Below are 22882 nucleotides of genomic sequence, written 5' to 3' on the forward strand. Positions count from 1 at the left end.
TTAGCTTTAAACTCTGTTGAAATTGATTATTTTTGTGACTTGAATAAATTTTGATGATGTCACAGAAATACAACGATACACCCCAAAACAAAAATAGATTTACCATTACGGCGGCCCTACCATATACAAATGGGCCTATACATATTGGACATTTAGCAGGCGTATATGTTCCGGCAGATATTTATGCCCGATATTTAAGATTAAAAGGAAAAGATGTAGCCTTTATCTGCGGAAGCGACGAGCATGGCGTTGCTATTCCCATGAAAGCAAAAAAAGAAGGTGTCTCGCCTCAGGAAATAATAGACAAATATCACGGAATTATAAAAAAATCGTTTGAGGATTTTGGAATCTCCTTTGATAATTATTCCCGTACTTCTGCTAAAATTCATCATAAAACAGCCTCCGACTTCTTTAAGAAAATGTATGAAGAAGATAAATTTATTGAAGAAGTTACCGAACAGTTATACGATGAAGAAGCCCAACAATTTCTTGCCGACCGCTTTGTAACCGGAACTTGCCCTAAATGTGGGCACGATAGCGCTTATGGTGATCAATGTGAAAATTGCGGAAGCTCCTTAAACGCAACAGATCTTATAAATCCAAAATCTACCATTACAGGTTCTGTTCCTATTTTAAAAGAAACAAAACATTGGTTTTTGCCACTCGATAAATACGACGGATTTTTACGCGAATGGATTATTAAAGGGCATAAAAGCGATTGGAAACCCAACGTGTATGGCCAGGTAAAAAGCTGGATAGACGAAGGCTTAAAACCCCGCGCCGTAACAAGAGATCTAGATTGGGGCATCCCGGTGCCGGTAAAAGGTGGCGAAGGAAAAGTATTGTACGTTTGGTTCGACGCCCCGATTGGCTATATCTCTTCCACAAAAGAATGGGCAAAAAGAGAAGGAAAAGACTGGGAACCTTATTGGAAAGATTCACGTTTAATCCATTTTATCGGAAAAGACAATATTGTTTTTCATTGCATTATATTTCCTTCCATGTTACAAGCGCACGGAGATTATATTTTACCGGAGAATGTTCCCGCTAACGAATTTTTAAATTTGGAAGGCAACAAGCTTTCAACTTCTAAAAACTGGGCCGTTTGGCTGCATGAATATTTAGAGGATTTTCCTGAAAAACAGGATGCTTTAAGATATACACTTACCGCCAATGCCCCCGAAACCAAGGACAACGATTTTACTTGGAAAGACTTTCAATCCCGCAATAATAACGAGTTGGTGGCCATTTTTGGCAACTTCATCAACCGTGTCGTGGTTTTAACCCATAAATATTACAATGGAGAAATTCCCAAGCCAGCTGCTTTTTCTGAAATTGACAAACAAACCCTTTCAGAACTAAAAAAATACCCCCGTATTTTATCGGCTTCCATAGAAAAATACCGTTTCAGGGAAGCCTCGCAAGAATTGATGAACCTTGCCAGGCTCGGCAATAAATACCTGGCCGATGAAGAACCATGGAAGGTAATAAAACAAGACGAAGAACGGGTTAAAACCGTTATGTACATTGCCTTGCAAATAGCTTCTACATTGGCTGTTTTAAGCGAGCCTTTCTTACCGTTTACTTCAGAAAAACTAAAAGATATCCTTGCTTTTAATACATTGGACAAGGCTCCGTTATGGAACGATATTGCCGAAGAAAATATTTTATTGCCGGCGGCACATACCATTAACAAAGCCGAATTGTTATTCACTAAAATAGAAGACGGGGAAATACAGAAACAATTAGACAAATTGGAAGCTACCAAAAAAGAGAACAAAGCCGCAAACGAAGCAAATACACCTAAAACAGAGCCACAAAAGGAAACCATTACTTACGACGATTTTGTAAAGCTCGACATCCGTACAGGAACCATTTTGGAAGCCGAAAAAATGCCAAAAGCCGATAAATTGCTGGTGCTAAAAGTCGATACCGGAATTGATACGAGAACTATTGTTTCCGGTATTGCAAAAGATTTTAAAGCACAAGACATTGTTGGTAAGAGAGTAACTGTTTTGGTAAACCTTGCGCCTAGAAAACTACGTGGCGTTATGAGCGAGGGAATGATATTGATGACCGAAAACAACGACGGAAAAATTGTATTTATCAACCCAGACGAAGACCAAGTAGGCAATGGAAAATTAATCAGCTAAATCAAAACGGTTTAAAACAATCATGCAAACACTCATTGAATACATCGGTGTTAAAACTTCAGTCTCAAAAAAGAGCATTGAAAATACCATTGCACTTCTTGAACAGGATTGTACTATTCCCTTTATTTCTAGGTATAGAAAAGAAGTCACTGGAAATTTAGACGAAGTACAAATTGGTGAAATTGATAGTTTTAAAAAAGAATTTGAAACTCTTCAAAAGCGAAAAGAATCCATTTTGAAATCGCTTGAAGAACAAGAAGTACTTACAAACGAGCTTCAACAAAAAATTGAAGCAACCGTCAATTTGGTAGATTTGGAAGATTTGTACCTCCCGTACAAGAAAACCCGAAAGACCAAGACAGATACAGCACGGGAAAACGGCCTGGAACCGCTTGCAAAAATAATCATGGCCCAAAATGCCAATGATTTGGAGTTTGTTGCTTCAAAATACATCAATAGTACCATTTCTTCAGAAGAAGAAGCTTTGGAAGGTGCCCGGCATATTATTGCCGAATGGGTTAATGAACGGATTGATATTAGAAATTTGTTAAGAAACCAATACGAACGGTATGCCGAAATCTCTACCAAAATTGTAAAAACAAAAAAGGAAGAAGAAGCTCAAAAATTCAGGGATTATTTTGATTGGTCAGAATCGTTAAAAAGATGCCCATCGCACAGGTTGTTGGCGATTTTAAGGGCTGAAAACGAAGGCTTTATCAAAACAAAAGTCACCATTAATGAAGACAGGGCACTGGATATGATAGCGAATCGTGTTATTAAATCCAACAACGAATGCGCAACCCAAATAGAATTGGCCGTAAAAGATGCGTTTAAAAGGTTGTTGGCCCCTGCCCTATCAAATGAAGCATTGGGCAATGCAAAAGAAAAGGCAGACGACACGGCCATAACCGTTTTTGAAAAAAACCTGCAACAATTATTGTTATGTCCGCCGCTTGGCGAAAAAACAATTCTTGCCATAGACCCCGGTTTTAGGACCGGTTGTAAAATTGTTTGCCTCGATAAACAAGGCTCACTGCTTCATAACGAAACCATTTACCCACACGAACCAAGAAAAGAAGCCACACAAGCCATTAAAAAAATAAACACCTTGGTAAACGCCTATAAAATTGAGGCCATTGCCATTGGTAACGGAACCGCATCCAGAGAAACCGAGAATTTAATAAAACGCATCCGTTTTGATAGCGATGTACAGGTTTTTGTGGTTAGCGAAGCGGGTGCCTCTATTTATTCGGCTTCCAAAATTGCCCGGGAAGAATTTCCAAATTACGATGTTACCGTAAGGGGCTCGGTCTCCATTGGGAGAAGGTTGGCCGATCCTTTGGCCGAGCTCGTTAAAATAGAACCAAAATCTATTGGCGTGGGCCAGTACCAACACGATGTGGACCAGACCAAACTTAAAAATAAGCTCGACCGTGTTGTGGAAAGTTGTGTAAACAAAATTGGCGTAAACATAAATACGGCCAGTAAACCGCTTATGAGCTATGTATCGGGAATTGGTGAGAAACTGGCAGAAAATATAGTTTTATATCGTGAAGAACACGGTCCGTTTACATCAAGGGAAGAAATCAAGAATGTTGCCCGTTTAGGAAACAAGGCTTTTGAGCAAAGTGCCGGGTTTCTTCGCATAAAAAATGCCGACAACCCTTTAGACGATTCTTCCGTACACCCCGAAAGCTATCAAATTGTAGAAAAAATGGCAACAGACATGAAAATTGCCGTAAACGAACTGATAGGAAACAAACCGCTGATTAAAAAAATTGACCTCCGTATATATTGCACCGCCCAAGTTGGCCTGCCAACGCTTAAAGACATTCTTAAAGAACTGGAAAAACCCGGCGTGGACCCAAGAGAAAAGGCAAAAATGTTTGAATTTGACCCCAATATTAAAACCATAAACGATGTAAGATCCGGCCTAATCCTTCCGGGGATTGTAAACAACATCACCAATTTTGGCTGTTTTGTGGATATTGGCATAAAAGAAAGTGGTTTGGTGCATATTTCAAACCTCACCAATGCTTATGTTACCGATGTTAACGAAGTGGTAACGCTCCAACAACATGTACAGGTAAAAGTATTGGGAGTTGACATGCAACGTAAACGTATTCAGCTTTCCATGAATTTTTAAGTCTAAAAAAGGTATCTTTGAAGGTGATGTAAACCCAGTTTTGGATGGTGAGGGAGTTGGTTGTAAATATATTGAAAGAAGTATTTAAATTTGTGCAAAACAAGACTTAAAAGAAAGAAAATATTTCAGAACATAAAAAGAGCTAAACAACATTCTGACCCAAAATTCCTTAAAAAACTGACTAATGATATTTGGGAGTTGGCAACCATTTAAAAGAGATACACTTGAAAACTAAATACGCATCTAAAAAGACAAATTCTTTTGGTCATACCGTTCAGATTAATGATTTTGAGATGTACTACGAGGAATACGGAGATGGAAAACCATTAGTGCTCTTGCATGGATTTGGTGGTTGTTCACAGAATTGGCATCCTTTTATATCTAAACTTTCAGAGAATTATCGTTTGATAGTCATAGATATGCGCGGACATGGATATTCAACAAATCCAGTGAATAAATTCACTCATCAGGATTCTGCAAATGACGTGTTCTTTTTGCTTGACAAGTTAGGGATTGACAGTTTTTCTGCCATGGGAATGAGTTCCGGTGGTATGACTCTACTGCATATGGCAATAAACCAACCCAAGCGCATTGATTCAATGATATTAATTAGTGCAACTTCTTATTTCCCCGAACAAGCAAGAGCCATTATGCGCAGAGCTTCATTTGAAACCTTGCCACAGGAAGTACGAGAAATGTATCGAGAGTGTGCAAAACGTGGAGATGAACAAATACGTCAACTTATTGCTCAATTTAACGCATTGGGAGAAAACTATGACGATATGAGTTTAACTGAACAAGATTTATCAGCCATTACTGCTCAAACGCTTATTGTACAAGGAGATTGTGATAACTTTTTCCCGATTGAAATTTCTGAAAGCATGAAACGTTTTATTCCGAATTCCGAATTATGGATTATTTCAGGTGGCGAACATGTACCAATTTATGACGCAAAGATTCCGTTCACTTCAAAAGCACTTAAATTCCTTGGTGGAATAGATAACAAGACACAATCGGATAGATATTTGAAAAAATAATGAATAAAAGAAAAACAGTTGCCAACAATGCTATACAAACACATAGGCGAGATAGTAGTAAATTCATGGGCTGTAGACCGCATCAACTTCTCAACGGTTTGATAAGTTTGAAGCCCGAAATCACCTACTTTGCATATACTAAACGTTGTAAGCAAGCTGAAAAAAAATTATACCCAGAATCAAAATTGGAATCGGAAAATGAATTTTACGGAAACAGTAATCTTGAATGAGAAACAAAAACTTGAGGTAATTCAATTGTGGAACAACGAATACCCAAAAGAGTTAAGCCTCCGCAATTTAGTCGAATTCGACCAATATCTTGATAAACTTTCCGACAAAAACCACATATTGCTTTCCGATGAAAACGAAACTGTAAAAGGATGGCTAATTTATTTTATAAGGGATAATGAGCAGTGTTTTGCGATGCTCGTGGATTCTTCCCTGCAAGGACAAGGGTTAGGTTCCAGATTTTTAAATTTGGCAAAAGAACGAAATTCAGAATTGAACGGCTGGGTTATTGACAATGACAACGAACCCAAACAAAATGGGGAAAACTATTCATCACCGATTGGATTTTATCGCAAGAACGGATTTGAAATACGAACAGATATTCAACTGAAAAAGAAAAATATCAACGGAATTAAAGTCATATGGAAATCAACTAAAAAGTAAGATGGAAAAATCATTTTAGATTTAGCGGTAAAAAGGAACAAATGAAAGAGGCGAATATGAATTTGAACTAAAACTTGAACTAATTGGAGATATGATTAAAACCGCTAGGAAAAAGAGAAAATTGACACAAGAACAATTGGGCGAATTAGTTGGAGTAAAAAAAGCTCAGATTTCAAGACTTGAAAATAGCACAGGAAATGTAACTTTTGAAACTGTGATGAAAACTTTCAATGCATTAGGAGCAAAATTGAACCTGACTTTACAAATATAAAAACGTTTGCCAACAATAGTAGTCATTGCACAAACCGATATTTATAAAAACAACTGCTAAAGTTTTTTAAATATTTCCCTGCAATAAGCAAAACAATTACTCCCTCCATTTTTTGACTACTAAAAATTAGACTATTTATAAATTACATCCCTGTCCTTTTTAACTATAGGAGCAAACCGATATTTCCTTAACTTTATAAAAAAAAGATCATGTTAGCAAAAAAAATAGAAACTGCATTAAATAACCAAATAACCGTAGAAGCCGAATCTTCCCAAATATATCTGGCAATGGCCTGTTGGGCGGAAGTTAAAGGCCTTGAAGGTGTTGCACAGTTTATGTACGACCAATCCAACGAAGAGCGAGAACACATGCTCAAACTTGTAAAATTTATAAACGAGCGTGGAGGCCATGCAAAGATTTCGGCCTTAAAAGCCCCCAATGTAACTTTTGGAAGTTTTCAGGAAATGTTTCAAATGCTCCATGACCATGAAATCCTTGTTTCAGAAAGCATCAACAACCTTGTCCATATTACTTTAGAAGAGAAAGATTATGCCACACATAACTTCCTGCAATGGTACGTTGCCGAACAAATTGAAGAAGAAGCCATGGCTAGGACCATTCTGGACAAAATAAACCTTATAGGCGACGATAAAGGTGGTTTGTATTTATTCGATCGGGACATACAGCAATTAACGGTAACCAGTTCGGCTTCAACTCCCGACGAATAGTTTTTTGACCATAAAAATGTTAAAGTTTATTTAGATTAAGTATAAATAAGTATATTTGTCCTCGGTAATCAAATATTTTTTCCGTTGGGCAAGAAGAAAAAAGACAAAGAGAAGAAGAAAAACAAAAAAGTTAAAGAGCTTAAAGTTAAAGGCTTAAAATCTAAATGTTGCGAAAAATATAAAAAAAGCGAGTCCAAGCGCTGTAAAAAATGTCCTTGCTTTGACCTGATTAAAGAGAAAGCCGCATAGTTTTCCTTATAAAAATATTCAATCAAGCCCAAGATTGTTATTTATATTTCCACCAAAAAAAGTCAAGATGAGTTCAATATAAAAAGCCTTTAAAATTGAGATTTTAGGGGCTTTTTTTTGCTTTGTTCAAACTATACAAAAAATTTATTTCCTCAACATTAGCAATTCGTTACAATTTATTTCGGTAACTTAACGCTTTACACCTCCTTTATCCTGATAGGTTCTCGTGGTAAGTTTTCCTCTATGACTACCTCGTTTCCCTTAACCAAGTATTTCTCGACGATATTTGCGATACTCCCCACGCTACCACTTGGTGGCATTGGGTATCCTTAATTAGTTCTCCATTTTGGTTTTTATAACTATCGTTGGTAGCAATGGAAAATTTTTCCAATTTTTTTCCGCTTTCTAAATTGAGAATCTCAGGATCATTTTCTAAATTACCAATTAACTTAATACTGTTTCTTAAACTGTTCATAATTAAAAGAATTAATATTATTTTTAACCGTAAATTCGGGCATTCAAATTCAACAGTACAAAGATTATATCCCCTTGGTTGCCTATTCGGTTATTACGTGGTTACTTTCGCTTAAATTCGGTTGTAAACATTTGTAATAGTTTGTAAATAGCTAATAACATCAGTTGTATATGGAAACTATAAGTAAAATAGCACTTAGAAACCTTCAAATTGAAGATTACCTGGAACTTCGTTCGTCCATGATAGAAGCCTATAGCGGACTTGACGATGCCCCTTGGAAAGAGCACGAAATAAAAAAATTGCTCAACATTTTCCCAGAAGGCCAATTGGTAATACTTGTAGACGAAAAAGTTGTAGGTTGTGCGTTGTCCTTAATTTTAGGTGAAGCCGATATAGACACCAATCACACTTATGAAGAAATCACTGGAAATTATACCTTTTCCACCCACAATCCGCTAGGTAATATTTTGTACGGCATCGATGTTTTTATTCATCCAAAATACAGGGGCCTGCGCCTGGGCAGAAGGCTGTACGATAAACGCAAAGAACTTACGGAACAGCTTAACCTAAAGGGCATTATGTTTGCCGGGCGTATTCCAAATTATAGCAAATACGCAAAAGAGATCAGCCCGAAGCAATACATAGAAAAAGTACGGATGAAAGAATTGTTCGACCCTGTTTTGGCATTTCAGCTAAGCAACGATTTTCACGTAAAAAAAATATTGAAAAATTATCTTGAAGGTGATGTGCAATCGTTGGAATATGCTGTTTTGATGGAGTGGAACAATATTTATTATGACGAAAGCCCAAAACTTATCAACGCAGCAAAATCGGTAGTGCGCCTTGGGCTGATACAATGGCAAATGCGGCCCTTAAAAAACCTGGATGCCCTATTCGAGCAAGCAGAATTTTTTATTGATGCCGTCTCTGGCTATGAAAGCGATTTTGCCTTGTTCCCAGAGCTCTTTACGGCACCTTTGATGGCCGATTACAATCACCTCAACGAAGCCGATGCCATTAGGGAACTGGCAAAATATACAGAACCCATTCACCAAAAATTTCAAGAATTTGCCATTTCGTACAATACCAATATCATAACCGGCAGCATGCCCCATATAATCGACGGAAATCTGTACAATTCCGGCTTTTTGTGCAAAAGGGACGGCTCTTCAGAAATGTACACCAAAATACACATAACGCCCAATGAAGTAGCACATTGGGGGATGAAAGGAGGCGACGTGATAAAAACCTTTGATACCGATTGCGGAAAAATTGGCATCATGATTTGTTACGATGTTGAGTTCCCCGAATTGAGCAGACTATTGGCAGACGAAGGCATGCAACTCCTTTTTGTGCCATTCCTTACCGATACCCAAAACGGTTACACGCGTGTTAAGAGCTGTGCACAAGCTCGTGCCATAGAAAATGAATGCTACGTGGCCATTGCAGGCTGTGTGGGGAATTTACCCAAAGTAAACAATATGGACATACAGTATGCGCAAGCTGCCGTTTTAACACCCTCTGACTTTGCATTTCCCAATAATGGCATAAAAGCAGAGGCCACCCCAAATACCGAAATGACACTTTTAGTTGATGTAAATCTTGACCTTTTAAAGGAATTGCATGAGCATGGAAGTGTTAAAATTTTAAAAGATAGGCGATTAGATTTGTATGAAGTGAGAAAGAATTATCAAATTTAGAGGATATTACCCCCGTAAACTTCAAAATAAATGATAATTAATTTAAAAGGAGAAGTATGTAAAGACTTCTCAAAAGAAGAATGAAAAGAAAATGAAAAGTATAAAATCTCCAACTACGGCAGGATTATAAGCTACAAATACAAAGAAGATGGAGAAATTATAAAGCCGGTGCTGGTTGGTGGCTATGAAGCCATTACCGCCATTAAAAAGGACAGAAAAAACGAGCTGCTGTATATATACACAGGGCTGTGGCAATTTTGTTTATAGACAACCCCGATAAATTAAAATTTGTAATTCATAAAGACCATAACAGATCTAATAACGACTACAATAATTTGCTATGGGTAAACAGGAAACAGCTTACCGAACACAATAAAAACAGTCCTAAGATGCTTTTCGCCAAAGAAAAAAGAAAAACGCATAGAACGTATGCAAAACTCACCGAGGCAAAAGTAAGGCTCATAAAACGAAAAATAAACGATCCCAACCGCAGGACCCGGCTAAAAATGATTGCAAAACAATTTGGCATCTCTAAAATGCAATTGTACAGAATTAAATCTGGCGAAAATTGTGGAAGTGTATATCCATAATCCAGAGGCTACAATGGGCAAATATTGTCTTGAATGTAATGGAAAAATATTGGTAGGTCCAAAAAAATATTGCAGTGACTATTGTAGGAGCACCTACAATAGTAAACTAAATAAAGACAATAAAAACCTAATACGCAATATTAATAACCGCCTTAGGAAAAATTATAGGACCCTGGAAGAATTAAATCCCGATGGCAAAACAAAAACCACAAAATCCAGATTATTGGACAAAGAGTTTGATTTTGAGTACATAACCAATACATATACAACAAAAAAGGGAACAACCTATTTCTTTTTATACGATCGATATAGGTTACCTCCCTTTGGATAATGATTTTTATATGCTCGTACGCAGGGAAAGGTAATAAATCAATAATTATGGCTGCTAAGTTTTAATGCGGCAACCACAATATCTTTCCTGCTTATTTGTCCAACCAGTTTTCCGTGCTCCATGACGGGCAGGCGCCTTCTATGGCCCTTATAAAATCGGGACGCGGCATCAAAAATATTCATGTCGTGCGGTATCGTCTCTACGTCTTTCGTCATGAAATTTTCAACATTTTTCTCAAGAATGGGCATATTAAAATAACGGCTTTCAGAAATTTGTTTCATACAATCGGCTTCAGAAATAATCCCCATTAAATGTCCATATTCATTACATACGGGGCCTCCCGAAATCCGATGTTTTATAAACAGCTCCATAACTTCCAATATGGATTGTTCAGGTCTAAATAAAACTAAATTCTTAGTCATATAATCTTCGACTAGAATCGGAGCCTTGTATTCTTTCTTTTGCTCTTCCCGTGCTCCCTGAAAACTTTTAATGCCCATATGTATCCTTTTTTTAAGTTTGGTGTAAACTATAAAGTTAATGAATTTTTGCTAATTAAAATATATTATTCTTAATGAAATAGTTAATTTTTATCAATTTGTTAAATTTATAAGCTTCGCAAAATTATTAATACTTTAATTTTTATAATTACATTTATAATGGCCAAAAAAAATTGAATGAAAAACCTTACTTCCATTTTAACGTTTATTGTTTTTGTTGCATTAGCCACCTGGCGCTTCTATAATTTAATGCCGCAAGCGGAATATGCTCCTAAAGAAATTTCGACCGAAAATGTTTTAAAACACATTAAAACAATTTCCAAAAACCCTCATTTTGTAGGGACTGAAGCTCATAAAGTAGTAAAACAATACATTGTCTCTCAATTACAGGGCATAGGCCTAAAAACAGTGGTGCAGCAAGGGTATACCAGCGGAGACTGGGGAAATTTAAGTAAGGCCGAAAATATTATTGCAACAATAAAAGGAACCGGAAATAGCCAAAAGGCACTCGTGCTCATGTCTCATTACGACAGTAACCCACATTCTTCCCTTGGTGCAAGCGACGATGCCGTTGGGGTAAGCATAATTTTGGAAGCCGTTAAAAGTTTTATTGAAAAAGACAAAGCACCTAAAAACGATATCATTATACTATTTACAGATGCCGAAGAACTTGGGCTAAACGGGGCTCAGCTTTTTGTAAAAGAGCATCCATTGGCGCAAAAAATCGGACTTATTTTAAATTTTGAGGCCCGGGGAAGTGGCGGTCCAAGCTATATGCTTATTGAAACAAACGGCGGCAACAAAAACATGATTGAAAGTTTCAATAATTCAGGAGTACAGTTTCCCGTAGCAAACTCGCTGGCTTATAGCATTTATAAAATGCTACCAAACGATACCGATTTAACAGTATTTAGGGAAGATGCCGATGTTGAAGGATTCAACTTTGCTTTTATCGACGACCATTTTGATTATCATACAGCAAACGATAGTTACGAAAGGGTTAACAAGAAAACGGTTCAGCACCAAATATCTTACCTCCTCCCCTTGCTGGACTATTATGCCAATTATAATTTAAATGGAATCAAGGCCAATACGGATTATATTTATTTCGATTTTCCCGTTTTTAACTTTGTATACTATCCATTTAGCTGGATTTTCCCGATGCTTATCCTTGCCATAGTACTGTTAATTGTTTTTGTAATTATAGGAATTAAAAATAAAAAGTTAACGGGAAAGGGTATGTTTAATGGTTTCCTTGCTTTTTTTATATCGTTTATCCTAGCCGGATTAATAGGCTATTTTTGTTGGCCCGCCTTAAAAAGCATATACCCACAATATGCCGATATTCTACAGGGGTTTACATACAATGGGCATTTTTATATTGCCGGATTTACGGCATTAGCTTTTGGCATTAATTTTTATATATACTCAAAATTTAAAAAAACTACTACATCAGAGTTGTTAATAGCACCCATTTTCATGTGGATACTTATTTGCTGTGCAACAGCCATGTATTTAAAAGGCGCCAGTTTTTTTATAATTCCTGTTTATGGGGCATTGGCGGCCTTGTTCATATCCATTAATAAAAAGAGAAAAAAGTCGGCAACATTATTTTTAATCATTCTTTGTGTGCCCGCCCTTTGGATTATTGCTCCCCTAATACAAATGTTCCCTGTAGGTTTGGGCTTAAAAGTATTGGTGTCTTCTTGTATTTTAAGCGTTTTGCTTTTTGGTCTGCTATTACCCGTTTTTGGATCGTACAAAAACAAAAAAACCTTTTCGTTACTAAGCTTTGTCGTATGTGCTTTTTTTTTGGTAGCAGCTCATTTCCAATCGGGTTTTACCAAAGAAAGGCCACATCCAGCCAGCCTTGTTTATATGCTCGATGCCGATACCAACAAAGCAGAATGGGCAACTTACAACCATATTTTAGACCCATGGACAGCACAATATTTAGGGGATGAAAAACAAAAACCCGGTCCCGGCAATGATTTTAGCAGCAAATACGGCACTGGATTTTCATATATTTCCAAAGCGCCGCTTAAAAATATCCCGCCACCCGATATTGCTATCATTTCCGACACCATTTATACCGATAAAAGACATGTAACTCTTTGCGTTACACCGCGCAGAAATGTTAATAGGTTGGAAGTTCTAACTAATGATGTAGAAATAGTAAGCTGTACCGCAAATGGAATTGCATTAAGTAACGATTTTTTAAAAAACAGAAACCAACGCCTTTTAACACATTTTATAAGCAACAACGAATACACAGAGCTAAATTTGGTATTTAACAGCAAGGATAAACCTCAACTAATTTTTTATGAAGCCTCAAACAATTTGTTGAGCCACCCTTTGTTTAGTGTACCAAAAAGACCCGACAACAGTATCCCCATGCCTTTTGTTTTAAACGATGCCATTGTAACCAAAAAAACATTACAATTATAATGACAAAAAAAATTGCCATATTGGGTTGCGGATGGTTGGGCTTACCGCTCGCCATTTCGCTGGAGAAGAAAAAACATCAAATAAATGGGGCCACAACAAGCGTGGATAAAATACTTATTCTGGCCAGGCATAATATTAATCCGTTTTTAATAGCTGTACACCAACAGCATATTGAAGGGAATATTAGTTATTTTTTAAAAGATATAGACATTCTAATAATAAACATCCCGCCACGTATTAAAAAAAATTCAGGACAGAAGTACGTTTCTAAAATTCAAACACTCTCAAAAAAAATAGAACAATCTGGAGTTAAAAAAGTAATATTTGCAAGCAGTTCTTCTGTGTATGCCAGCAAAAACGATATTGTTGATGAAAACACGCCTCCATCGCCCGAAACCGAAAGCGGGAAACAAATATTGGCTTCTGAAAAAATTTTAAGTAACAACCCGCATTTTAAAACAACAATTATAAGGTTTGCAGGGCTTTATGGCAACGACAGGCACCCAGTAAATTCCCTTTCGGGAAGAAAAAATATTGCTAATCCACGGGCACCCGTAAATTTAATCCATCTTACAGATTGTATAGGAATTATCAATGCTGTAATCGATAAAGAAATATGGGGTAGAACATTTAATGCCGTGGCACCGCAACATCCGGAAAGAAAAGATTTCTATGTTGAAAAAGCCCACAAAATGGGTGTTTTACCTCCAATATTTAAAGAAACTACAAAAACGAAAGGAAAAACCGTTACCTCAATATTAATTAACAAATATTTAGATTACCATTTTGCTTTTCCAGACCTTTCTGATTAAATCAAGTTAAAATCCTTAACACAGCGACTATTTTCTAGTTAAATATTGGTTAAACACGATAAAAAATAACAACAGTACACAGGGCATTTAGTAATTTTATAATGTAAAAGAAACGAAATATTTGTTTTTCATTTTTAGAAAACTTAGAAGATAAAGTTAGGTTAGGTTTTTAAGTTAGTTTAGATTAGTTTATTAAAAAGGAGAATTGTTTTATATGGTTCTCCTTTTTTTTTTATTGTTGCAACAATTCTACCTTCCAATTGAAAAAAATTAATAGATTTGGCACATTAAACAAAACACTTATTACTTAACAAGTTGCAATTTTATATTTACAAATAATGTTTTCTACTATGAAAAATTTATTCATTGCGTTGTTTTTAGCAACCACAATGCCTGCTTTTTCCCAAAGCAACCAAGCACTTGCCCAACATTACGAAGCCTTTTATAAACAAATGAAAAAACAAGGCGATGTAAGAGGCGTTATAAATGCACTGACCCACCTAAATGTACTCAACCCAACAGAAACCAGAAAAGACACATTGGCCTTCTTTTACAGCAATTCCGGTCAGCATGTACAGGCAATAAACCTTCTTGGGACCGAAAAAGACACCAAAGCATCAGATTTGGCCGTGGAAGTAAAAGCCCGGTCTTTAAAGGCCCTTAACCAGCCACAGTTGGCCGTTCAACAATTTGATATTATGTTCTCGCGTGAAGCAGATGTATATACCGCTTACGACTTAGTTGACCTGAATTTACAAATAGGAAAAACCGTAGAAGCCCAAACCTATATAAAATATGGCCTGGAACATACAACCAACGAAGATATGCTCCCCTTTTATGAGGCCAACCCACCATACCAAGTTCCATTGAAGGCCGCTTTTAAATATCAGGAAGGCTTACTAAAATACAATGAAGATAAAACCAATATAGACGAAGCCATAAAACCTATTGATGAAGCCATTGTTATGGCCCCCAACTTTAAATTGGCAAAGCAGATACGGGAACTTTTACTAAACCAAAAAGAAGCTGCCGAACAACAAAAGCCCCAAACCCCGACCGAAGATAAATAGAAGTAACCGTTATAAATAAAAAGAGGTGTTTAAAAATTAATTTTTAAACACCTCTTTTTTTAGGCAGCTACTTTTACCAAATTTTAACGCGTTCTTTTGGAGCTACATACATATCGTCTCCTTCTTGAATATCGAATGCGGTATAAAATGCATCAATATTAAGCAACGGTTGAGTGGCCCTGTACATTCCAGGTGAATGCGGATCGGTTTTTATCCTATTTCTTAAGGCTTCATCGCGCATTTTTGTTCTCCATACGGTTGCCCACGACATAAAGAAGCGTTGTTCGGGGGTAAATCCGTCAATGTTTCCGGGGTTGCCATGTTCCTTTAAATACATTTGAAGCCCGTCGTAGGCAGCGTTTACACCGCCAAGGTCGCCAATGTTTTCTCCTAAGGTGAACTTTCCATTAATAAATACTTCAGGCAATACTTCAATTCTACTGTATTGAGATGCCAATGAATCGCCCAAGGCGTTGAACTGGGTTAGATCTTTGTCGGTCCACCAGTTTACCAAATTTCCATCGGCATCATAATCGGCACCGCTATCATCAAAGCCATGAGAAATTTCATGACCAATTACGGCTCCCATTCCGCCATAATTTACAGCGGCATCGGCCGTAAAATTAAAGAAAGGAGGCTGAAGAATAGCCGCAGGGAAAACAATTTCGTTGTATGATGGATTATAATATGCATTAACTGTTTGTGGAGACATGTACCATTCGCTCTTGTCTACCGGCTTTCCCAGTTTATCTATTGTCCTGTTAAAATTCCATTGAGCAACGTTTAACCCGTTTTGAAAATAAGAACCTTTTTCTTGTGCAGTATTTACTTCCAGTGCAGAATAATCCTTCCATTTGTCTGGATATCCTACCTTAATAGTTGTTTTCTCAATTTTTTCAATCGCTTTCTTTTTGGTTGCTTCATCCATCCATGGCAAAGCATTAATCCTAACTTCGTAAGCTTTTATAATATTGGAAATCATTTCTTTTGCCTCGGCTTTGGCTTCGGGTGGGAATTTTTTATCAACATATAATTTCCCCAATGCTTCTCCAACCGACCTATTTACCTTTTGCAATGCTCTTTTTTCTAGAGGCTCTTGTTCTTTCGCCCCTCTTAATTCCTTGCTGTAAAAATTCCAATCGGCCCTATCTATTTCGGTGGTAAGGGAATTTGCTGCACCGTTCAACATTGACCAGCACAAATATGCTTTCCAGTCGTCTACGCTTCCAGCACCAAATACATCCTCCAATGATTTTGTGTAAGCTACTTGGCTAATATCTACGGTATCTACCACCGATGCCCCGATAGCGCCGAGGTATGCTTTCCAGTCTATTGAAGGAACCATTTTTTGAAGATCGGCAACCGCTGTAGGGTTATAGGTAGTCTTTGGGTCGCGACGTTCTACTTTATCAAGCATTGTCTTTGCCAATTGTGTTTCGAATGCTAAAATTTGATTGGCTTGTTTGCCTGCTTCCGTTTCATTGTACCCAATAAATTGAAGCATCTTGGTAATATGTGCCACATATTTTTCTCTTATTTCTTTAGTAGCTTCATCTTCTTCTAAATAATAATCCCTATCGGGAAGGCCTAATCTTCCGGCTCCTAAACCTGCCCTATTTTTGTTACTATCTTTTGCATCGGCACCTACCCCGAAACTAAAAAATACCGCCCCGGTATATGGCGTCATTTCGGTAATGTATGCTTGTAGGTCTTTTATGTTCTTTATGGCATCAATCTTTTCAAGATATGGCTTTAAAGGGGCTACACCTTGCTCGTTCCTGGAAACTGTGTCCATAATGGACTGGTATAAACGAACTGCCTTTGCCTGATCTGATTTTGGATCTAGATTTGGGTCTTTTTCTGCTTCATTTAAAATTTTCAGGGCATCATTATCGGTTTGTTCCCTAAGCTCGTTAAAACTGCCCCAAGTTGTTTTATCGTTTGGAATTTTTGTTTCATCCAGCCATTTACCGTTTACATACCTAAAAAAATCTTGTTTCGGACTTACGGTTGTATCCATATAAGAAAGGTTAATACCGGGTATTTCTTTTACTTCGGCCACCTCTTTTTTCTTTTCGGTCTCACAGGACATAAATAGCAAAACCGATACAAGCCCATACAAAATGGGTTGTTGAATAATTAACTTCATGTTTTTAATATTTGATTAGTTTTGTTATGAATCTCCGCAATTTAAAACAATTTGTTAACTGTAGTTGCTAACCGTTTATAAATTAACACTTTGTTAAGAAGTATGCGTTTTATATTTATTTTGATGGTGGAAAAGGTGCGATATACCAAATAAAAAAGGTTATTCGGCATCCTTTCCTTCCAGAAATTCTTTATAAAGTTTGCTTTTTAGGGTCTCCGAGAGTTGTAGCCTTACCGCATTGTATGCATCTAAAACCCTTTTTCGGGATATATTTATAGAATCCAGCGGGGAGTTCTCGTCCAAGCGGGTTTTAAATTGCTCGGTAAACGTAGTTAAAACCACCAATCGGCTTCTTACGGCGGGAACATTAAATTTTTGCGGAAACAAAGAGTCTTTTTCAATTTCACCATCCAAGCGGATGAATTCCTCTGCAAAATAAGTGAGGTCTCCACTGTTTTGGCGTTGAAACTTTTCCATTAAAGTACTAAGCTCCTTAAAAGTTTTCCATTTATTTATTTCTTCAAGTTTTTCCTTACTTATTTTATTAATGGCCGGCAAACTGGAATAGCTCACTTCTGTGGTTGTTTCTTCCGAATTATTTTTGTCCTGTTTATCGTCGCTTCCACAATTATACATTACCAAGCATATGCCAATAATTAATATGTACTTAATAGTTCTCAAAGAAAGTTATTTTGTTTACGGGTTTCAAAGATAATAGAGTAAAACAAAATAACCTTCATTTTGAGTTTAATTTAACCTGTACACAAGGTTATATGGGAACGGTTTAATTTTAGTACTATTCCGTATAAAGTATTTTGCTTTTTTTAGAAATGCCATTTTCGTTGAAGGCCTCCACTTGATAATAATAGCTTTGATCTGTATTCAATGCCCTTAATTCGTAATTTGGACTGTCGTAGATTAATGCCGAAAGATTTAATTTATCTTTGGATATTCCCCAATAAATTACATATCCGGTTGCGTCTTTATCTTCGTCCCAGGTAAGCATGGTGTTTCTCCTGTCTTCTTGGCGCACTGCCTTAAAATGCGAAGGTGTTTTGGGAGCTTTTCCTTGTCCGTTGCCAAAAACCCGCAATTCTGAAATAGAAAGGTATTCATTGGTGCAATATACGTGGTTGTATTTTATATACCTGGCCTCTACGGGCTGCTTCAACTCTATGTACCCATGTGGCATGTCCCTATTGTTTTTGGAATAATCTGCAATGGTTTGCCATTTTTTCCCATCTAAGGAAGCTTCTATGGTAAAACGTTGTTTTAAGGTATCGGGACGACCAAATATTTTACTTTTATAATCTTGAAAATTTATTTGAATTGCCTTTACGTCCATGGGCTTTTCCATGTCCATTTGCACGTAAATGGAATCGTTGTTGGCTGCCGAAACCCAATAAGACCGTATTTCTTCATCGTTGATCTTTTCTATTTCAAAGCCGTGAATTTGTTCCTGCATATACCCTTTTTCGCTTTCATCTACCACTTTGTTTTCGCCTTCGACTAAAGGAGAATTTGTTGTTACGGGCTTTTTGTAAGATAATAGCATCCATCCCGTAAAACGTTCCTTATGGTCTTTTACATTCGTTCCCGGTAAATAATGCGGATAATCGCCATAAGCGGTATTTACGTACATTTGTCCGTTATCTTCAAAACCGGCAGGATACATGCCCAGTCTTCTCTCGAACTTGTAATTAACAGAAATAGCCATTGTTGAATAGTGCCAATAATTACCATTGTTGTCTTTAACGGTACTTCCATGACCCGACCCCTTTAAAAAGCCTCCGGGCTTGTATGATATTGGATTATATGGGGCATAGGTGAAAGGGCCCAATGGGTTTTTACTGGTATAAACACCGTCGGCATAAACATTCCATTGCGTTCCCGGTGCTCCATATTCTAAATAATAAATATCTCCGTGCTTAACCATCCATGGGCCTTCAATAAAAGGTTTTATATCCGATTTATGGTCTTGCCCAAAACGTTCCCAACCATGTTTGTCTGGATGTAGGTTGAATAAATCTTTTTGTTCTCCTTTCGGAATATAATAATTGGCAGTATCGAGTTCTACACCATGAATAGGCCATTTATTTGAAGATTCTTCGTAAAGGTAAACCCGATTATCGTCATCGACAAAAAGGTCCGGATCTTGTACCCCGTTGGGAACGTTTATTACGGCATAATTGGTTTTCCAGTCGCCAAGGTCCGGGTTGTCTGTTTCTATAACGGCCCCTCTTCCGGATGGGTCCCCCAATACTAATATTTTTCCGTTTCTAACCATAGCGGCCGGTGCATTGCAACCATTGAAGTACCAACTTTGCGGATCGATAAACTTCCAATCGCTCATATCGGTTGAAGTCCAATACCCATGAGACCGGGTAACGAACATATAATATTTCCCCTTGAAGTTCACCACCGCGGGATCGGCCCCAGAACGGTATGAAACATTGCTATTACCCCTATAATGCGACATATAGGAATAATCTATATCGATAGGGTTGCAATAGGTTTTGTATTCTTTTTTTGAAAGGTTTGTTTGTGCTTGTAACGATAGCGATGAAAGTAAGATTATTGAAAACAATGCGTACTTCCATGACTGCTTAAAAATATAGATCATGATATGGCAGTATTAAAAATATAAGTGAGCTTCGAAACTACTTAAAAGTTATATTTGCCCCCAAAGAATATGGTACATCAAAACTACATCAAGTATTCATTTGATTATGTATTAATCCCTAACAAGCTTGCAATAAAACAATTACAGACACCCCTTGTTATATTCTATTACATATTACCTTTTCCATATACGGTAATGCGTGCTTTGCCATTAACATCCCTTTTGTATTATACCGAAACTCTATTTTGTTCACACGTCTTTTTCCACCGGGCAAGTTAATATTCCTGCTTTCTTCCCCTTTTCTTATTTCCAAACGTAGCGGAACATTTTCTTTTGCACCGCTATCGTATGTAATTTCCATACGTTCCATGTTAACACCGGCATTGCCTACATTGAACTTTAATATTCTAAAGTCGTTAAAAGAACCATCTACATTGATAGCATCGTGATCGTTAGCATAATTGGCCTTAACTTCGCAAATTTTTTGCCAGCCTATATTATCCCTAACATTATTATTCCTTATTTGTGAAGAGCCAACGTAACCAATTAATAAAAATGCAATGGAGAGTACAATACTTTTTTTTCTTCTGTATAAAATTTAGATATGATTATGTATTGTAGGACTGGAGAAAATTACAACTCTATTTACTGAAAATCAGTTTATTGTTAAATCGATAAATCCCTTTTATACTTGAACCGTTTTCCACTTTCCTTTGTTAAAGAGCCAGAGTGTAAACAGGCCTACACCGGTTTCTGATACAAATACCGCCCAAAACACTCCCGAATATCCCCAATCTTGCATTACTGCCAGAAAGTAACAGAGCGGTATCTGGATAAGCCAAAAGAAAACCAAGTTTATCTTGGTAGGAGTCCTGGTGTCTCCAGAACCGTTGAAGGCCTGTACCGACACCATCCACCAACCGTATACAAAATAGGAGTAAGAAAGTATCTTTAACCATTTACCGCCTATTGCAATTACGTTTGGATTGTCTGTAAATATTTCCATGAGGGCATGGTTAAAGAAAAAATAAACAATAGAGACCACTATTAAAAAAAACATATTGTACATCCCTATCTTCCATACGGACGACTCTGCCCTTTCTGGGTGACCTGCACCTAAATTTTGCCCTACCAATGTTGCAGCGGCATTAGAAAGCCCCCATGCCGGCATGAGTGTAAACATCATTATACGGAGTGCAATGGTGGATCCAGCTACGGCATCGCTGCCGATATCTGCCAGAATCCTCATTATGAATATCCAGGAGGTCATAGCAACAATCATTTGCCCTACCCCGCCCAAAGAAGTTTTTACAATATTCATCATTGTTTTTCCATCTATATATAATTGAGCCAACGAAGCTTTTATGTGCTTCCCTCCTTTAAATAATATCCATAACTGGATTACCACGCCTATGCCCCTGCCAATTGTAGTTGCTATGGCAGCTCCTTCTATGCCCATTGCAGGTACAGGTCCCCAGCCAAAAATAAGCAAAGGGTCCAGTAGAATATTTAAGCCATTGGCTACCCAAAGAACTTTCATGGCTATGGCCGCATCGCCAGCACCGCGAAATACCGCATTGATAATAAACAATAAAACTATAACCATATTTCCGCCCAACATCCATTGCGTATACCTATAGCCATGCTCTAAGCTCCAAGCATCGCCGCCCATGAGCGCAAGCATATCTTTGGCAAAGAAAATTCCGCAGACTGCAAATGGTATGGAGGTCAATATGGCTATTATAATTGACTGTATAGCTACTTTACTGGCATCTTCGCCTCTTTTCTCGCCTATTCTCCTTGCAATAATGGCTGTTACCCCCGTAGCAAGGCCCATGGCAATTGAATAAAGCAGGAACATATATGTTTCGGTAAGTCCAACGGTAGCAACGGCCGAAGCCCCTAATTTACCTACATAATAAATGTCTACTACTGCAAAAGCAGATTCCATTATCAATTCTAAAATCATTGGAACGGCCAACAAAAAAATTGCTTTTTTAAGATCTATTTTGGTATAGTCTACCGTAGTGCCCTTTATGGCCGCTTTTAACCCTCGCCATATGGATCTCTTTCTTGGGGATACTTCAACTGAGTTATTTGATTGGCCTTTCATACTAATACTTTGCTTTACGGGTTTTAAATTTACTTCTGCTTGCCGTTTAGCAAATATATTACCATTTAACCATGTAAACCATATACAATGAATGCTTTAACAGGGAGACAAAACGACAATATAAAGGGGGGATTCCGCCATTGTTAGTCATACTGTCTTTTTTTGTTGTATTGATATTTAATGGGCTAAATAAAAAAGAATACCCATACAGCTTTTTAGTACTATATACTAGTCTGATCCCTGCCCGACTGTGCTGTTCAGGCAGCCTGCCAAAGATATCTAGTTGTTGAATAGAGTACATTTGAAGGGGCTAGTACAAGAAGCCAATTTATACTTTTTAGCTCCTCTCTTTTTTCTAACACCATTCCCTAAAATGATATTGAGTGGGCTTTGAACAAATAATTTTTCGACACATTGTCTTCATTAAGCTGACTTTATCATAATACTTCAACTTAAACTATGCTACCTAACCGTATAGAGATTCAACTTCAGCAAAAAAAATTTTATTCTTATATGCAAAGTAACTGTATATAACCATGCAGGGCCCATACCCAAGTGCAGAGATGCCGTACTTAGGTGCTTAGGGGTGAACCTATCTATCACGGCGTCTTACTTAGATAGGTAGTTTCTATACTTAGCACGGTAGGAACCGTACTTAACAACGTAGGAACGGCATTTACCTCGGTAGGGATTGTACTCACCCTTTACGAAACCATATCTTTACAGCAAGACTCCGTTGTTATGAGCAAGGGAACCGTACTTTGTGACAAAGAAGCACAACTTCTCTTTCTTTATAAGGAACCCTTTTTGATTTG

At 37.4% G+C, this 22882-nt stretch carries 18 protein-coding genes and 3 pseudogenes; 14 read left to right on the top strand and 7 right to left on the bottom strand.

Annotation, left to right across the window (positions count from 1 at the left end):
• Positions 1 to 56: 56 nt before the first annotated feature.
• The 7 genes and pseudogenes from metG (at position 57) to PSF86_RS11555 (ending at position 7256) form a co-directional block, all read left to right on the top strand.
• A complete protein-coding gene (gene metG / locus PSF86_RS11525) occupies positions 57 to 2153 on the top strand; it encodes a methionine--tRNA ligase (RefSeq protein ID WP_277900567.1) in 2097 nt (698 codons plus the stop codon).
• 22 nt (positions 2154 to 2175) lie between these two features.
• Positions 2176 to 4299 carry a Tex family protein gene (locus PSF86_RS11530; RefSeq protein WP_277900238.1) on the top strand — a complete coding sequence of 708 codons (2124 nt, stop codon included), beginning with the start codon at positions 2176 to 2178 and terminating at the stop codon, positions 4297 to 4299.
• 224 nt (positions 4300 to 4523) lie between these two features.
• Positions 4524 to 5336: an alpha/beta fold hydrolase gene (locus PSF86_RS11535; RefSeq protein WP_277900239.1), complete on the top strand. Its 813-nt coding sequence runs from the start codon at positions 4524 to 4526 to the stop codon at positions 5334 to 5336.
• A gap of 198 nt (positions 5337 to 5534) precedes the next feature.
• Positions 5535 to 6008 (top strand): GNAT family N-acetyltransferase, encoded by a 474-nt coding sequence (locus PSF86_RS11540; protein ID WP_277900240.1) that lies wholly within the window; start codon positions 5535 to 5537, stop codon positions 6006 to 6008.
• A gap of 67 nt (positions 6009 to 6075) precedes the next feature.
• Positions 6076 to 6279, top strand: a pseudogene (locus PSF86_RS11545) (helix-turn-helix domain-containing protein); the annotation flags it as partial.
• Positions 6280 to 6488: 209 nt separating this feature from the next.
• A complete protein-coding gene (locus PSF86_RS11550) occupies positions 6489 to 7007 on the top strand; it encodes a ferritin (protein WP_277900241.1) in 519 nt (172 codons plus the stop codon).
• A gap of 84 nt (positions 7008 to 7091) precedes the next feature.
• Positions 7092 to 7256: a hypothetical protein gene (locus tag PSF86_RS11555; RefSeq protein ID WP_277900242.1), complete on the top strand. Its 165-nt coding sequence runs from the start codon at positions 7092 to 7094 to the stop codon at positions 7254 to 7256.
• 189 nt (positions 7257 to 7445) lie between these two features.
• Here the strand turns inward: PSF86_RS11555 and PSF86_RS11560 are convergent.
• A pseudogene (locus PSF86_RS11560) lies at positions 7446 to 7731 on the bottom strand (single-stranded DNA-binding protein).
• 170 nt (positions 7732 to 7901) lie between these two features.
• Between PSF86_RS11560 and PSF86_RS11565 the strand changes: the two are divergent.
• The 4 genes and pseudogenes from PSF86_RS11565 (at position 7902) to PSF86_RS11575 (ending at position 10386) form a co-directional block, all read left to right on the top strand.
• Positions 7902 to 9431 carry a carbon-nitrogen hydrolase family protein gene (locus PSF86_RS11565; protein ID WP_277900243.1) on the top strand — a complete coding sequence of 510 codons (1530 nt, stop codon included), beginning with the start codon at positions 7902 to 7904 and terminating at the stop codon, positions 9429 to 9431.
• 126 nt (positions 9432 to 9557) lie between these two features.
• Positions 9558 to 9698 carry a hypothetical protein gene (locus PSF86_RS17885; RefSeq protein ID WP_407933334.1) on the top strand — a complete coding sequence of 47 codons (141 nt, stop codon included), beginning with the start codon at positions 9558 to 9560 and terminating at the stop codon, positions 9696 to 9698.
• Positions 9680 to 10021: an HNH endonuclease gene (locus tag PSF86_RS11570; protein ID WP_407933329.1), complete on the top strand. Its 342-nt coding sequence runs from the start codon at positions 9680 to 9682 to the stop codon at positions 10019 to 10021. The genes PSF86_RS17885 and PSF86_RS11570 overlap by 19 nt, the downstream gene beginning before the upstream one ends.
• A 13-nt stretch (positions 10022 to 10034) precedes the next feature.
• Positions 10035 to 10386 (top strand): annotated as a pseudogene (locus PSF86_RS11575) (hypothetical protein).
• 4 nt (positions 10387 to 10390) lie between these two features.
• On the opposite strand, the gene PSF86_RS11580 reads toward PSF86_RS11575, so the two are convergent.
• Positions 10391 to 10852: a CBS domain-containing protein gene (locus tag PSF86_RS11580; RefSeq protein WP_277900244.1), complete on the bottom strand. Its 462-nt coding sequence runs from the start codon at positions 10850 to 10852 to the stop codon at positions 10391 to 10393.
• Positions 10853 to 11029: 177 nt separating this feature from the next.
• Here PSF86_RS11580 and PSF86_RS11585 point away from each other — a divergent pair, with 177 nt between their 5' ends.
• From PSF86_RS11585 to PSF86_RS11595, 3 genes are all read left to right on the top strand, one after another.
• The gene (locus PSF86_RS11585) at positions 11030 to 13300 is read left to right on the top strand and encodes a M20/M25/M40 family metallo-hydrolase (protein ID WP_277900245.1); all 2271 of its coding nucleotides are present in this window, start codon (positions 11030 to 11032) and stop codon (positions 13298 to 13300) included.
• Positions 13300 to 14112 carry an NAD-dependent epimerase/dehydratase family protein gene (locus tag PSF86_RS11590; protein WP_277900246.1) on the top strand — a complete coding sequence of 271 codons (813 nt, stop codon included), beginning with the start codon at positions 13300 to 13302 and terminating at the stop codon, positions 14110 to 14112. Before PSF86_RS11585 ends, PSF86_RS11590 begins: the two co-directional genes overlap by 1 nt.
• A gap of 350 nt (positions 14113 to 14462) precedes the next feature.
• Complete coding sequence (locus PSF86_RS11595; RefSeq protein WP_277900247.1) at positions 14463 to 15182, top strand: hypothetical protein; 720 nt, start codon at positions 14463 to 14465, stop codon at positions 15180 to 15182.
• Positions 15183 to 15255: 73 nt separating this feature from the next.
• On the opposite strand, the gene PSF86_RS11600 is transcribed toward PSF86_RS11595, so the two are convergent.
• The 5 genes from PSF86_RS11600 to PSF86_RS11620 all read right to left on the bottom strand — a co-directional run bounded on the left by PSF86_RS11600 (position 15256) and on the right by PSF86_RS11620 (position 22067).
• On the bottom strand, positions 15256 to 17331 hold the full coding sequence (locus PSF86_RS11600; RefSeq protein ID WP_277900248.1) for a M13 family metallopeptidase: 2076 nt from the start codon (positions 17329 to 17331) through the stop codon (positions 15256 to 15258).
• Positions 17332 to 17490: 159 nt separating this feature from the next.
• Complete coding sequence (locus PSF86_RS11605) at positions 17491 to 18012, bottom strand: hypothetical protein (protein ID WP_277900249.1); 522 nt, start codon at positions 18010 to 18012, stop codon at positions 17491 to 17493.
• Between the two features lie 115 nt (positions 18013 to 18127).
• Positions 18128 to 19954 (bottom strand): family 43 glycosylhydrolase, encoded by a 1827-nt coding sequence (locus PSF86_RS11610; RefSeq protein ID WP_277900250.1) that lies wholly within the window; start codon positions 19952 to 19954, stop codon positions 18128 to 18130.
• A gap of 157 nt (positions 19955 to 20111) precedes the next feature.
• The gene (locus PSF86_RS17965) at positions 20112 to 20552 is read right to left on the bottom strand and encodes a DUF2541 family protein (RefSeq protein ID WP_493559038.1); all 441 of its coding nucleotides are present in this window, start codon (positions 20550 to 20552) and stop codon (positions 20112 to 20114) included.
• 87 nt (positions 20553 to 20639) lie between these two features.
• Positions 20640 to 22067, bottom strand: a complete 1428-nt coding sequence (locus tag PSF86_RS11620; RefSeq protein ID WP_277900252.1) for an MATE family efflux transporter — start codon at positions 22065 to 22067, stop codon at positions 20640 to 20642.
• Positions 22068 to 22882: the final 815 nt, after the last annotated feature.

The sequence above is a fragment of the Galbibacter pacificus genome (assembly GCF_029603165.1).
GTDB lineage: Bacteria > Bacteroidota > Bacteroidia > Flavobacteriales > Flavobacteriaceae > Galbibacter > Galbibacter pacificus.